The sequence below is a fragment of the Streptomyces sp. NPDC048639 genome (genome assembly GCF_043199075.1).
Lineage (GTDB): Bacteria > Actinomycetota > Actinomycetes > Streptomycetales > Streptomycetaceae > Streptomyces.
Window position 1 is genome coordinate 362,194 of record NZ_JBICVP010000009.1, and the last position, 13,064, is coordinate 375,257.

Below are 13,064 nucleotides of genomic sequence, written 5' to 3' on the forward strand. Positions count from 1 at the left end.
TATGACGCGGATCATGCAGACGACTCCCAGAGTGGCGCGGGCAGACCGCCGTGAACGCGGACGCATCCTGCGGTCGGAGGCGGTCACGGGCGAGCCAGGGGGCCCGACTTCGGGTACGGCCTCGACGATGCCGGACCGGGATCAGAGCGCGATCAGCACGATGTATCGGGATTGTCAGGACGGCGGGCTCGCCCGGAACCCCGGCTTATAGTCGCCGCCATGAGCGCACAGATCCTGGTCGCCGAAGACGACGTCAGACAGGCACAGGTACTGCGGATGTACCTGGAGTCGGAGGGTCACAGCGCGGTGGTCGTGCACGACGGGCGCTCGGCGATCGACGCCGTCCGGCGGCTCCGGCCGGACCTGCTCGTACTCGACGTGATGATGCCGAAGGTCGACGGCCTCGACGTGTGCCGGATCCTGCGTCAGGAGTCGGCCGTGCCGGTCCTGATGCTGACCGCCAGCTCCAGCGAGGACGACCTGCTGCTCGGTCTCGACCTCGGTGCCGACGACTACATGACCAAGCCCTACAGCCCACGCGAGTTGATGGCCAGGATCCGGACCCTGCTGCGACGGGTCGAACGCATCGCGCCACCGGACGACGGAGTCCTGAGGGTGGGCGCGATATCTGTCGACCCGCTCCGGCACGAGGTGCGGGGGGCATCCGGGCAGCTGGTCACCTGCACCCGTGGCGAGTTCACCGTCCTGTCGGCCATGGCGGCCGAACCCGGCCGGGTGTTCACCCGCAAGCAGCTCCTGGAGCGCACCCGGGGCTGGGACGTCTCCTCGACCGACCGCACCGTCGACATGTACGTCATGAACCTGCGGAAGAAGCTGGAACTCGACCCGCGCCGCCCCACTCATCTGATCACCGTCTACGGGGTCGGCTACAAGCTGACTCCGGGACTCGACGCCGCGGGCAACTGACGTGCGCCGCTTCGGGGTTCCGCTGCGCACCAGCCTCTTCGCCCGGCTGCTCGCCGCGTCCCTGCTGGTCGCGGTCTGCTCGGTGGCCGCGACCACCTGGCTCGCCGTCACCACCACGACACGGGCGATCAACACCGAACAGGGCCAGTCGTCGAAGGCCGACGCCCGCATCTACGACGCCCTGATCGGCTACGCGGCCACGCACGCCGACTGGGGCGGGGTGCAGGAACCGGTCCGTGAACTCGCGGCGCGCACCGGCAGGGCGATCACCATCACCACCTCCGCCCGCACCCGTATCGCGAGTTCGGAATCGACCGCTCGCCTCCCGGACAGGCCGGTCGCCTCTGTCGACCCGCTGCGACTGGACCCGGTCCTGTCCGACGAGAACATCGGCCCGATCGACCCGCGCGCGGTGGGCCCGTTCCTCCTGGAGGGCAAGGACCGGGATCTGGTGCGGGCGTTGGCGCGCAGGACCAGCGACTGCCTCGCCGACCGACGTGTCGCCACCAAGGTCGTACGCCTGCCCAGCGGGCGTGCCACGGTGCAGGTCACCGGGCCCGGCGACCTGGGCTCGGGAAGGGTCCCCACCCCCCGGCCCGAGGACGAGGGCCGCGTGAACGTGGTCGACGATTGCGGTCTCGACCTGCTCAAGGAGCCCCTGCGGTCGGAGAGACCGGCGCTCTCCCAGGTTGCCGAACTGGCTTCGGAGTGCCTGAAGCAGCAGGCCAGACCACCTGTCGAGGTGTTCGCCGACTTCTCCTGGCGCTTTCGTGGGGACGGCGCCCCGGAGAACTCGGACCGTGCCGCGCAGGAGTGCGTGAACGACGGCCGCCGACAGCAGCTGCGGCCCTATGTCTCGCCCCCGGTTCTGCTGTTCGTCTCCGATCGCGGACATCCGGACACCACGGCGATCGACCTCTCGGCGGCGAACACCGCGCGGATCACGGGCGCCGCGGGCATCGTCCTCACCGTCACCTGCGCCGTGACCATCCTGCTGGGTGTCCGGCTGGTCCGCCCGCTGCGCGCCCTGATCGCGGCGGCCCAACGCCCGGCCGACGAGGCGGTACGGGTCCCGGTGCTGACCAAGGACGAGATCGGCCATGTCGCCGCGGCCTTCAACGACCTCGCCGAGCGCAGGGAGTCCCTTGAGCGGCAGCGCAGGGCCATGGTCAGCGACGTGGCGCACGAGCTGCGTACCCCGCTCACCAACATCCGCAGCTGGGTGGAGGCGGCCCAGGACGGTCTGACGCCGGCCGATCAGCAGTTGCTCGCCCTTCTCCTGGACGAGGCGTTGCTGCTCCAGCACATCATCGACGACCTGCGCGACCTCGCCGCGGCCGAGGCCGGAAGTCTCGTACTGCACCGTGAAACGCTGCCGGTCCGTCAGGTACTGGAGCAGGTGGCCGTGGCGCACCAAGGGGCCGCCGGTCCGGCGGGCGTCGGGCTGTCCATCGAGGCCGCCGAAGAGCTCGAGGTGCACGCCGACCCGGTGCGACTGCGCCAGGTGATCGGCAACCTCGTCTCCAACGCGATCAGGCACACACCGAACGGGGGACGCGTCATCCTGCGATCCCGCGTGGAGGGCGACGATCTGGTCGTGGAGGTCGCCGACTCCGGGAGCGGTATCGACCCGGAGGATCTGCCTCATGTCTTCGACCGGTTCTGGCGTGCGGACAAGTCCCGCAACCGGCAGACCGGCGGCAGCGGCCTCGGGCTGGCCATCACCCGCAAACTGACCGAGGCGCACGACGGGACGGTCTCGGTGATCAGCACGGCCGGCCGCGGCTCCGTGTTCACCGTCCGACTGCCGTGGCGGTGACGGCCCGGACGAAGGCACCGCCCGGCGGCGCCTGGGAGAGTCCCCCGGCTCCCGGGGCGCGGGGGCATGCGGTCGCGTCGAGACGAGGGCGGCATCAGGCCTACGGCGGCGGTGGCGGCCGAGGCGGAATCGGTGCCCGTGGCGGGGCACGGCCTCGTCGCTCTTAGGGAGATATTCAGTCTTATCGGCGATCGGTCGAGCGGCTATCGACCCCGGTGTCCGGCTCCTCGTAACGTTCCGGCAAGGAGCCGCGGGGTCCCGGCAGCGATCCTGCCCTCCGCTTCCGGAACCCGCCTCCCTTCCGCGAAGGGAAGGCCGTTCACGAGCGGCACCGCAGTGCGGGGAGAGGCTTGTGCGAATCAGTACCGAGCACGTCGCTAGGGAGCTTCGGGCGGGTGTCGGCACCGTCAGGACCCGCACCGTGGTGCGGACCATGGCGCTGATGGGTGACCCGCTCATGCGCGTGCTGGGGCGCCGTGCGGTGCCGAATCCCTACCCGGAGTACGAGCGCATCCGAGCGCGGGGCGAGGTCAGCCGGCATCCTCTGGGGCTGTATCTCACCGCGGACCACGCCGTCAGCCGGGCGGCGCTGTGCGACCCCCGGTTCGGCGTGGGGCCCGCCACGCAGCGCGGCGGCATTGACTGGCAGGTCGTATCGGGGGACGAGGGGCGGCTGGTCCACCCTCTCGAAGAGTCCTTGCTGGTGCTCAACCCGCCCGAGCACACCAGGCTTCGGCGCATGGCGAGTCCTCTGTTCGCCCCGTACGCGGTGCGGGAGCTGGCCCCCGCGATCGAGGGCGTGGTGGCCCGCATTCTGGACGAGGCCGAGCGCTGCGAACGCTTCGACCTGGTGGGCGACTTCGCACGGCGGGTTCCCATCCAGGTGATGTGCGAGTTGTTCGGCATCCCCCACGCCGACCACACGACGTTCGTCCGCTGGGGGACCGTCCTGGCGGACACACTGGACGGCATCCGCACCTTCGGCGAACGGCGGGCCGTGCGCGGCGTCCTGGCCGAGATGACCGACTTTCTCGGCGCCCTCCTGGAGAAGCGGCGCCGGGAGCCCGGGGACGACCTTCTCAGCCGGCTGGCAGCGGCCGAACGGGACGGTGAGTCCCTGGACGACCGCACGCTCCTCGCGCTCACCGGCACGCTGCTGATCGCCGGTTTCGAGACCACGGTCAACGTGATCGCGAGCGCGGCGGTCGAGTTGATGCGCAGCCCCGACCTGAGAGCCATGCTGCTGGACGACTTCGGGGACGTCGGTGAGGTGGTCGAGGAGACGCTGCGCATCGAACCGCCCGTGCAGGTACTGCTGCGCATCGCGCGGGAGCCGGTCACCCTCGGCGGAGTCGATCTGCCGGCCGACGCGATGCTGGCGATCGCGGTGGGCGGTGCCAACCGGGACCCGGCGGTCTTCCCCGAGCCGCACCGCTTCGACCTGCGGCGGCCCAACAAGCGGGACCACCTGGCCTTTTCGGCCGGTGGCCACTATTGCCTGGGGGCCGGCCTCGCACGGCTGGAGGCCGAACTGGCTCTGCGCCATCTGTTCTCCCGGATGCCCCGGCTCGAACCCGCCGGGGAGCCGCGGCTCCGCCGCACCCGCAATATCCGCGGCCACGTCAGTGTCCCGGTCCGGGCCGGGGACCGGCGGTGAGCGCCGCCGACCGGGCGGGCCGCTCCGCGCCGTTCGCCCGCCGTCCCAAGCCCGTTCGCCCCGCTCTCCATCGACGGGGCGCACGCGACAGCCGTCCCCGAGACCCGGGTGCGCACCGAGCCGGCGAACGACCGGTTCCGAGCCACCACGTCGGAGAGTTTCCGAGTCATGTCAGAAAGCAGGGGGGCCACATGCCCAGCCACATCGCCATCCTCAACATCCCGGCGCAGGGGCACATGCGCCCCGTGCTGGCGGTCACCGAGGAACTCGTCCGGAGAGGACACCGCGTCAGCTTTCTGACCTCGGAGGGATTCGCCCCCGCGGTGCGGAAGACGGGCGCCACCGCGCTGACGTACGAGACGCTGCTGACGGAGGTGCTGTCCCCCGGGCGCTACAGGACGCTCTCCCCGGACATGCTGGCCTGGTCGGCCGTGCTGTTCTTCCAGGAGAGCGCGAAGCTGGCGACGCTGGCGCGGCAGCTCTTCGCCGACGACATACCCGACCTCATCCTGTACGACATGATCGTGGCCCCCGCGGGGAGAGCCCTGGAACAGACCTGGGACCGCCCCGCAGTGCAGTCCACCCCCTCCATGGCATCCAACGACCACTACTCGGAGGTGGCCGCGGTCGCGGAGATGTCCGGGGTGCCGTACGACCACCCGGCCGTCATCGAACTCCTCGACCGAGCACGGCAGTTCGCCGCCGACCTGGGCCTGAACGCCACACCGGAGTACCTGGTGGACTGGCGCGCCGACAGGAATCTGGTCTATGCCCCCCGGGAGTTCCAGCCTTTCGGGGACACCTTCGACGAGAAGACGACCTTCGTCGGCCCCTGCCACCCCGCGGACTACACGAGAGGCGAATGGGAGGCACCGGGGGACGGGCTGCCGCTCGTATTGATCTCGATGGGCACCCTGTACAACCATCAGCCGGACTTCTTCCGCACCTGCGTCCGCGCCTTCGACGGCCGGCCTTGGCACGCGGTCATCACCGTCGGCAACGGCACGGAACCCCAGGAGCTGGGCCCGCTGCCGCCGAACGTCGAGGCGCACACATGGATTCCTCAACTGGCTGCGCTGCGGCAGGCCGACGTCTTCGTCACGGCCGCCGGGCTGGGCAGCCTGATGGATTCGTACTACACGGGCACGCCGCCGGTACTCGTACCGCAGGTGCCGGAGACCTGGGTCCTCTCCAACCGGGCGGTGAAGCTGGGACTCGGCACGCTGCTGGACCCTGCGGAGGTCACGGAGGAAACGCTGCTGAACGCCGTGGATCGAACGGCCGCGGACGAGGGGCTTCGCCAACGGGTGGGGCGTATGCCCGAGTTGATGGAACGGGCCGGCGGTGCCTCGCGGGCTGCCGATGCTCTGGAGGCGCGATTGTGACCGCAGGCGCGGTGGTGATCGCCCGCCCCGGCTCCGGACCGGCCGCACGTACGCGGAGGGTTCGCCCTGTGCGTGCCCGACTGACGTAACGCCAGTGCCGGACCTCCCGTCCTGTGCGTGCCCGACTGGCGTAACGCCAGTGCCGGACCTCCCGTCCTGTGCGTGCCCGACTGGCGTAACGCCCGTACCGGCGCAGGCAGGTCAGGGAGCGGGCCGGGCTGCGTGGGAGTCCGGTGTACCGACACCGCGGACGCCGCTGATCAGGCCGATTCGCGCCGTGCCCGGGGTGGCGGGGTCGAATGCGGGCGGCACGGGTCGGCCGCACTGGTTCGCGACGTCGGCGACCTCGTGGCCCGCGGCGGACCACCCGTGTCCGGCCAGCCAGTCGAGGGGATCGGCGGTTCTCTCATTGCGCCACAGCGAGGCGAGCATCTGCAGGGTGTCGACCTGATCGGTGCGGGCCAGCGCGGCTCTCGTGTGCTCCGAGTGGAACAGCGCCAGGCTGCCGTACTCCAGGGCGAGTCGGCTGGACGGTGCACTGAGCTCGCCGATGCGGGAGAGCACGTGGTCGCCCTCCTGCTCCGTCAGGTAGACCATGATGCCTTCGAGCAGCCATGCGGTCGGCTCGTCCGGGTCGAAGCCGTGCGTACGCAACGCGCTGGGCCAGTCGTCGCGCAAGTCGCCGACGACCGTGGTCCGTTCGCAACCGGGCGTCGGCTCCCGACCCGTGATGATCCTCTCCTTGAAGGCGAGGACGTCGGGCCGGTCGAGTTCGAACAACCGGATCGGCGCGGGCCAGTTCAGGCGGAAGGCCCTGGCGTCCAGGCCGGCCGCGAGCACGACGACCTGGCGGCACCCCGATGCGACCGCCTCCAGCAGACAGGTGTCGAAGTACCGGGTACGGATGGCGAAGTAATCGCCCATCGCCGACCGCACCAGCTCTCCCCGGGAGTCCGTCCAGGCCGCCAGCGCGGCGCCCGCGGCCGCGGCGACCTGGACCGCGATCTGGTCGTTGAACAGCCGGTCCGGTCGCGTGCTCTCCGCCGCGCGCGCCGCGGCCACGGCCAGGGCGGTGGAGCCCACGGCCGTCAGCGTGCTGCCGGTCGTGGTGCCGGCGTCCTGGCCGCCGGTGTCGGTGCCGGTGTCGGTGTCGGTGTCCGTGTCGCTCGTGTCTTGCACCCCGAGGCCCGTTCTCCGGAACGCCTCGCGGTCGAAGGGGACACCTCGGCGCCAGATCCTCCGGATGGCACGGGTTGCGGTGATGTCCACCGTCGGGTCGCCCTCGACCAGCAACAGGTCGGCGCGGAGCCCGGGGGCGATCCGACCGCGGTCGGGCAGACGGAAGAACCGGGCGGGTGACGCGGTTGCGGCACGAAGAGCCTCCGCAGGGTGAAGCCCGGCCGCCACCAGCAGTTCGAGTTCGCGGTGGAGTGCCGCACCGTGGACGACCGGACATGCCCGTCCCGGGGCGCTGTTGGCGTCGGTCCCCGCGAGCAGGGGCACGCCGGCCTCGTGGAGGCGACGCGTGTTGTCGAGGGCGTGGCCGAAGTCCAGGCCGGGGGACGGGACGGTCACGGAGAGGCCTTCGACGCCTTCCCTGATCGCGGCGACGGCGTCGGCGGGCAGGTAGGCCGCGATGCGGTCATCGGCAGCCATTTCGCGTCCTCCGTGCGCACCGCTGGACATCTCCATCATCGCCAGGGTGGGGATGACGAAGCGGCCCTCCGCGACGGCCCGGCTCACCGAATCCCCGGGTATCGGCTCCTTCAGCGGTACGTGGGTGAGTGCGTCGACGCCGGCAGCCAGCGCACGGCGTACGGTCTCGGCATCGGCGACATGCGCGACCGTCAGCAGACCGGCCGACCGCGCCGCCCGGGCCACCGCCGTCGAGGTCGGCTCGTCCAACGCCGGGAGATCGGCGCCGTGATGCCGTCCGTCGTCGAACATCAACTTGATGTAGTGCGCGCCTTCCTTCTGACGTGCCAGGACGAACTCCCCCGCGTCCTGCGGCCCGGCGAGGGAAGGGAGGTAGGGCATCGATGCCGCCGGGTGGCCTCCGGCCGGGCAGGCCACCGTGCCGGAGCTGCGCATGTCCGCGACATCGTCGGCCTTCGCCGCCGCATCGCAGAGCCAGCCGGTCAGCTCGGCCGGGAAGCTGAACATGTCGAGCTCGGTGGTGACCCCGAACGCCAGGGCGAGCCGGAGGTTGTACAGGGTGCCGACGACATGGGTGTGCGCGTCGATCAGCCCGGGGAGCAGGGTGTGGCCACTGCCGTCGATCACCTCCGCCGCCTCGGGGACGCCCGCGGTGGCGTTCAGCTCCTCCGTGGGGGTCACCGCGGAGATGAGCCCGTCGTCCACGAGCACGGAGACCCCGTCCAGCACGCGCTCACCGTCGAAGACACGAGCGTGGTCGATTCGGATCATCAAGGGCCCCCTTCGGCACCAACACCCGGGTGATCGGAGCTGCGAACCGAGGCCTGACGCAGAGCGGTACGCCGTGTGGCGATCGGCATCGTCCCCGGCGCCGACCCGGCTGGACATCATGCGGCTCAGGAGCGATCGCGCTTGCGCACGCATCGTGCAACGGCCCGAGGCCGTTCCCCGCGGCAGCCTCGGGGAGATGCTAGGGGCGTGCGCGGAGCAGAGCGGCCCGGCCTCCGGAGGACTAGCAGAACAACCAGTCCCCGTCCGGGGAGCACGGCGCGGGCGCAACGCGAGCAGCCGCATCGAGGGACGCCCACGGGCACTCGGGCAGCGGTAGGACGGCGGACCGGAGGTTCTGCCGGATCAGGCCCCGCCCCGGCGCGCAAGAAGCACTTGCTTCGAGCTCACCCGAGGCGCACGGCCGCCGTTGCGTGGCCGGGTCAACGGTTCTTTTCGGCTTCGCAGGGGGCGAGGAGTTCGTCGAGTCCGGCGCGCAGCGAGGTGATGGATTCGTCGGGGGTGCCGAGGTAGCCGCCGATCATGGCGCCGTCGCGCAGGAGGACCAGGCGGCGGGCGGCCTTCTCCGGTTCCGGGTGTCCGGCCGCGATGAACAGGTCGAGCAAGGTGGCGTGGAACCAGGTGCGGTGGGCGTCGACGGCCTGGTGGATCGGGCTGCCGTCGGCCGGGTACTCGACCGCGGCGTTGATGAAGGGACAGCCACGGAAGCCGGGGCCGCAGACCGTCTCGGAGATGCCGATCACCACCGCGCGCAGCAGACCGGTCGGCTCATCGGTCAGTTCCTGCGCGGACCGGAAGCGGGTCCGGATCTCGAGGTCCTGGCCCTGGATGTAGGTGGCGGCCAGCTCGTCCTTGCTTGCGAAGTGCCGGTAGAAGGTGGCCCGTGCCACGTTCGCCTCGGAGAGGAGGCGGTCCATCCCGATGGCGCGAATGCCCTCCGTGTAAAAGAGCTGTCCCGCGGTGAGGAGAAGGCGCTCGCGGGGGGCCGAACCGGTAGTGGGGGAGGGCCTGTTCTGCTCCGACATGCCTCCAACGATACAGACCGGTCGGTCTTCTGTTACGGTGCGCAGAAAGAACGGTCATTCTCACGGAGGTCATCGGCGTGAAGCCCGGCATAGTCGTTCTGATCCACGGCCTGTGGATGACTCCGCTCAGCTGGCGCAACTGGGCCGACCGCCTGGAAGCCCGCGGCTACCAGGTCCACACCCCCACCTGGCCGCGCATGAACCACAGCATCGAAAAGCTGCGCAAGGACCCGAGTCTCGTGGGCGGCCTCGGCATCGAGGAGATCACCGACCACCACGCGCAGTTCATCGAGTCGCTGGACTCGAACCCGGTGATCATGGGGCACTCGCTCGGCGGTACGGTCACCCAGCTCCTGCTCGACCGTGGCATCGGCGCTGCCGGCGTTGCCGTCCACCCCGGACAGACCAAGGGTGTGTGGGGTCTGACCCCGGCCCAGATCAAGGCGGGTCGGCCCGCGATCGGCAATCCCTTCAACCTCAAGAAGGGCATCCCGCTCACCGCCGAGCAGTTCCACTACGGCTTCGCCAACGCGCTCGACGAGAAGGACGCCCTGGTCGCCTGGCAGACCTACCACGTCCCCGCCCCGGCGCGCCCGCTCTTCCAGTTGGCCCTGGCCAACTACACCCCGGGCGCAGTCGGCAAGGTCGACTACCGCAAGCCCGACCGCGCCCCGCTGCTGTTCATCGCCGGCAGCACCGACCGCACCGTGCCCGCCTCCGTCGTCCGCGAGAACCACCGCCGCTACAGGAGCGGCACGGTCGAGCTCAAGGAGTACGCGGGCCGTTCCCACTTCACCGTGGGCGAGCCCGGCTGGGAAGGCGTTCTCGACCACGCCATCGGCTGGGCCGAGAAGAACACCGCCGACTAGTCCGGCTCACACCCCGGCGGACGGCCGTACGGGAGGAACGGAACGCGAAGATCCCCGTGGTCGGACTCCCGCGCAGTGGAGTGGAGCAGTCATCGAAGGGCTCCCGCGAAGAGGGTGAACGGCACATCGATTGCGTGAGAGGCGACGCAGGTCGTCCTGTGGGGAGCGGGCGGTCCCGGTTGCGTTCGCTCGCGCGTGGGACGGCCGTCGGGTTCCGTCGGTCCTCCGGCATGAGCTGGCGTCAACTCCGCATGGAACGAATGCCGTTACCGTCTGCCGACCACAAGTCACCCGGCCCGGCAGGGAGTCCGGCCGGTCCCCTGCGTTCCCGCAAACCGCGTTCCGACCCGCCCAGGCGGCAGGTCGGAGCGCGGTTGCGGAGGCCCCGGAGAGGCGCACACTGGAAGTGACCGCTCACCGAAAGGCTGACGTCATGGCTACCGTTCACCGCCCGACGGAGATCGATGCCTCGGCCGTCGAGATCTACCGCATCGATCTGACCCGGGAAGAGCAGAGCGAGTTGCGGTCGGCGCCCGAGAAGTTCATGAGGAAGCTCATGGAACGCGACGGGCACACGATCAACCGTCTTCTGATCGATACGCGCATCCTCGACCACGAATGCGCTTCGTACGAGCTGGTTCACGTCCTCTCCCCGGACCACCGCCGCTCCGACCACGAGCTGCGGTGCGTCGACCTCATGTGACGTGCGCGGTAGGGGAAGCGCCGGGGTGACGACGCGGTGGGCTCCCGCCGCGCGTGCGGCGGGAGCCCGTCCGTGGGCGGGGCCGGGGGCTCAGCCGGTCAGGTCCGCGAGGCCCATCAGCGTCAGGGCGTCGCGCTGTTTGTCGGCGGCGGCCTGGTTGATGTGGTTCAGCAGCGGCTCCACCGTGGCTCCCACAGCCGTGCGCAGCGGGCGGTGGCCCTGCTCCGTCTCCACCAGGGTGACGATCGCGTCCACGACCTCCTGGGGGCCGGGGCCGCCGACGGATTCCGGGGTGCCGCTGAGGGCGGTGAGGATGGACTGCAGCCGTGTGCCGGTCTCCCCGTACTCGGCCACGTACGAGGCGTCCTCGGCTCGCAGCGCGTTGGCTCCCAGTTCGGTGGCGTAGGCGGCCGGTTCGACGATGACGGAGTCGATGCCGAGGGGCCGCAGTTCGTAGCGGTAGGTCTCGGCGATGGCCTCCAGCGCGAACTTCGCCGCCGTGTACGGGCCGAAGTACGGCAGGACCATCCGGCCCGAGCCGCTGGTGACGTGCACCAGCAGCCCCTCGCCCCGGCTGCGCAGATGAGGCAGGACGGCGCGGTTGACGCGGATCGCCCCCAGGGCGTTGATGCGGAAGACGGATTCGACCTGTTCGGCCGTGAAGGACTCGAGCAGGCCGGAGCTGGCGGCGCCGGCGTTGTTGATGACGACGTCCAGGTCGCCCAGGTCCAGGACGCGTTCGACGGCCGCGGCGATCGACGCGTCGTCGGTGACGTCGAGTTCGACGGTGTGCAGATCCCAGCCCTTCTGGGAGGCCTGCTCCAGCAGCCGGGCCGAGGCGTCGGCGTTCCGTCCGGCGAGGTCGCGCATGGAGGCGTACACGCGGTGGCCGCGCTCCGCCAGGGTCAGGGCGGCCAGGTGGCCGAAACCGCTGCTCGCGCCGGTGATGAGGACAGAGTGACGGGGTGACATGGCGGGACCTTTCCGATCGCGTCGATCAGGAGCGAGAGGTTGCCGCACGGCGCTGTGTCGGCGGGGGTGGTGGAGGGTGCAGGGGGCGGTACGGGGAGTGGTCAGCCGAGCCAGGCGCCGGTCATGCCGAGCGTCCTGGAGCCGTCGAGGTCGGCGAGCTTGGCGCTGGTGAACTCGCGGGCCCAGTCGGAGGTCTGGACACGGAACGCGGGCCGGCCCGCGGTCAGCGCCTCGACGATGGGAGCCGCGGCCTGCGCCGGGGTCTGCCCCGTGTCGGCCGTCACACCCAGGATGTGGGTGACGTAGCTCCGCAGGGTGTCCGCATACGGTCCGGCGGCGGCGATGGCGGCCGCGGGGTCGATGCCGATGTTGGTGACGAACTCGGTGTCCACGGCGCCCGGTTCGACGAGGCTGACGGTGACGCCGAGCTTGGCGGCGACGGGCGCGAGGCTCTCCATGAAGCCCTCGACGGCGAACTTGGCCGCGCAGTACGCCTCGTTGAACGGCTGCCCGACAGCACCCCCGACGGAGGTGACGGTGATCAGCCGGCCCCCGGTGGCGCGCAGGTGGGGGAGGGCGGCCTTCGACGCCTCGACGACGCCGAAGAAGTTGACCTCCATGACGCGGCGTACGTCCTCGACGGTGTCGTTCTCGATCGTGCCGATGTGTCCGGCTCCGGCGTTGTTGACCAGGGCGTCGAGGCGGCCGTGGTCGGCGATGACGCCGTCGATGGCGGCGTGGACGGAGTCGGGGTCGGTGACGTCCAGCTGCCGTATGTCGAGTTCGACTCCGGCGCTCTCGGCGGCCTTGCGGAGGGCGTCCGCCCGGTTGGTGTCGCGGAGGGTGGCGACCGTGGTCCAGCCTGCCTGGGCCGAGGCGATGGCGGCGGCGAGTCCGATGCCGGAGGAGGTGCCGGTGATGAGAACGACCTGGGAGGGCATGGGTGCCTTTCTGGCTAGTGCGTGTGCACACACACATTAGCCTTGTGTGTGCGTGCACGCAACTCATGGGTGTGCCCTGCTGCGCTGCACGAGCTCACGGCGCTGGGAGCACGCGGCACCGCGGGAACGCCGGTGGTCGCGCCCGCTCTCTCCATCCTCCCGGCCCTCCCGGGACCGCCCCGCAGAACAGCGGGCCGTGGCTCCGTTCACCGCCGGCGCGGCGGTGAAGTGCCTGGCCGGAGCGGTGACTGTGGCCGCCCTCACAAGGCGATTCGGCCCGCCTCGTCCCCGGTCCCCGCCCGCCGGTGCACCCTCTCCCTA

10 protein-coding genes are annotated in these 13,064 nt (G+C 70.7%); 6 read left to right on the forward strand and 4 right to left on the reverse strand.

From position 1 onward, the window contains the following. Positions 1 to 219 precede the first annotated feature (219 nt). The 4 genes from ACGFNH_RS25665 (at position 220) to ACGFNH_RS25680 (ending at position 5,788) form a co-directional block, all read left to right on the forward strand. Positions 220 to 927, forward strand: a complete 708-nt coding sequence (locus ACGFNH_RS25665) for a response regulator transcription factor (protein ID WP_393657459.1) — start codon at positions 220 to 222, stop codon at positions 925 to 927. Between the two features lies 1 nt (position 928). Then, entirely contained in the window at positions 929 to 2,746 is a 1,818-nt protein-coding gene (locus ACGFNH_RS25670) for a sensor histidine kinase (RefSeq protein WP_393657461.1), read from the forward strand. Between the two features lie 442 nt (positions 2,747 to 3,188). After that, entirely contained in the window at positions 3,189 to 4,403 is a 1,215-nt protein-coding gene (locus ACGFNH_RS25675) for a cytochrome P450 (RefSeq protein ID WP_393657463.1), read from the forward strand. A gap of 191 nt (positions 4,404 to 4,594) precedes the next feature. Beyond that, positions 4,595 to 5,788 (forward strand): macrolide family glycosyltransferase, encoded by a 1,194-nt coding sequence (locus tag ACGFNH_RS25680; RefSeq protein WP_393657465.1) that lies wholly within the window; start codon positions 4,595 to 4,597, stop codon positions 5,786 to 5,788. A 201-nt stretch (positions 5,789 to 5,989) separates the two neighbouring features. On the opposite strand, the gene ACGFNH_RS25685 is transcribed toward ACGFNH_RS25680, so the two are convergent. Together ACGFNH_RS25685 and ACGFNH_RS25690 are read right to left on the reverse strand one after the other, a co-directional pair. Beyond that, positions 5,990 to 8,215, reverse strand: a complete 2,226-nt coding sequence (locus ACGFNH_RS25685) for an SAM-dependent methyltransferase (RefSeq protein WP_393657467.1) — start codon at positions 8,213 to 8,215, stop codon at positions 5,990 to 5,992. A gap of 440 nt (positions 8,216 to 8,655) precedes the next feature. Next, positions 8,656 to 9,258 (reverse strand): TetR/AcrR family transcriptional regulator, encoded by a 603-nt coding sequence (locus ACGFNH_RS25690; RefSeq protein WP_393657469.1) that lies wholly within the window; start codon positions 9,256 to 9,258, stop codon positions 8,656 to 8,658. A gap of 77 nt (positions 9,259 to 9,335) precedes the next feature. Here ACGFNH_RS25690 and ACGFNH_RS25695 point away from each other — a divergent pair, with 77 nt between their 5' ends. Both ACGFNH_RS25695 and ACGFNH_RS25700 read left to right on the forward strand, forming a co-directional pair. Further along, positions 9,336 to 10,127 carry an alpha/beta hydrolase gene (locus tag ACGFNH_RS25695; protein ID WP_393657471.1) on the forward strand — a complete coding sequence of 264 codons (792 nt, stop codon included), beginning with the start codon at positions 9,336 to 9,338 and terminating at the stop codon, positions 10,125 to 10,127. A 433-nt stretch (positions 10,128 to 10,560) separates the two neighbouring features. After that, on the forward strand, positions 10,561 to 10,830 hold the full coding sequence (locus ACGFNH_RS25700; protein WP_393657473.1) for a hypothetical protein: 270 nt from the start codon (positions 10,561 to 10,563) through the stop codon (positions 10,828 to 10,830). A gap of 90 nt (positions 10,831 to 10,920) precedes the next feature. Here the strand turns inward: ACGFNH_RS25700 and ACGFNH_RS25705 are convergent, their stop codons facing one another. Both ACGFNH_RS25705 and ACGFNH_RS25710 read right to left on the reverse strand, forming a co-directional pair. After that, a complete protein-coding gene (locus tag ACGFNH_RS25705) occupies positions 10,921 to 11,802 on the reverse strand; it encodes an SDR family oxidoreductase (protein WP_393657475.1) in 882 nt (293 codons plus the stop codon). Between the two features lie 101 nt (positions 11,803 to 11,903). After that, the gene (locus ACGFNH_RS25710) at positions 11,904 to 12,743 is read right to left on the reverse strand and encodes an SDR family NAD(P)-dependent oxidoreductase (protein ID WP_393657477.1); all 840 of its coding nucleotides are present in this window, start codon (positions 12,741 to 12,743) and stop codon (positions 11,904 to 11,906) included. Positions 12,744 to 13,064: the final 321 nt, after the last annotated feature.

Bases quoted from the DNA above. Each gene is read 5' to 3' on its own strand.
- ACGFNH_RS25700 (WP_393657473.1), top strand. From the start codon at position 10,561: ATGGCTACCGTTCACCGCCCGACGGAGATCGATGCCTCGGCCGTCGAG.
- ACGFNH_RS25680 (WP_393657465.1), top strand. From the start codon at position 4,595: ATGCCCAGCCACATCGCCATCCTCAACATCCCGGCGCAGGGGCACATG.
- ACGFNH_RS25705 (WP_393657475.1), bottom strand. From the start codon at position 11,802: ATGTCACCCCGTCACTCTGTCCTCATCACCGGCGCGAGCAGCGGTTTC.
- ACGFNH_RS25675 (WP_393657463.1), top strand. From the start codon at position 3,189: ATGGGTGACCCGCTCATGCGCGTGCTGGGGCGCCGTGCGGTGCCGAAT.
- ACGFNH_RS25690 (WP_393657469.1), bottom strand. From the start codon at position 9,258: ATGTCGGAGCAGAACAGGCCCTCCCCCACTACCGGTTCGGCCCCCCGC.
- ACGFNH_RS25710 (WP_393657477.1), bottom strand. From the start codon at position 12,743: ATGCCCTCCCAGGTCGTTCTCATCACCGGCACCTCCTCCGGCATCGGA.
- ACGFNH_RS25685 (WP_393657467.1), bottom strand. From the start codon at position 8,215: ATGATCCGAATCGACCACGCTCGTGTCTTCGACGGTGAGCGCGTGCTG.
- ACGFNH_RS25665 (WP_393657459.1), top strand. From the start codon at position 220: ATGAGCGCACAGATCCTGGTCGCCGAAGACGACGTCAGACAGGCACAG.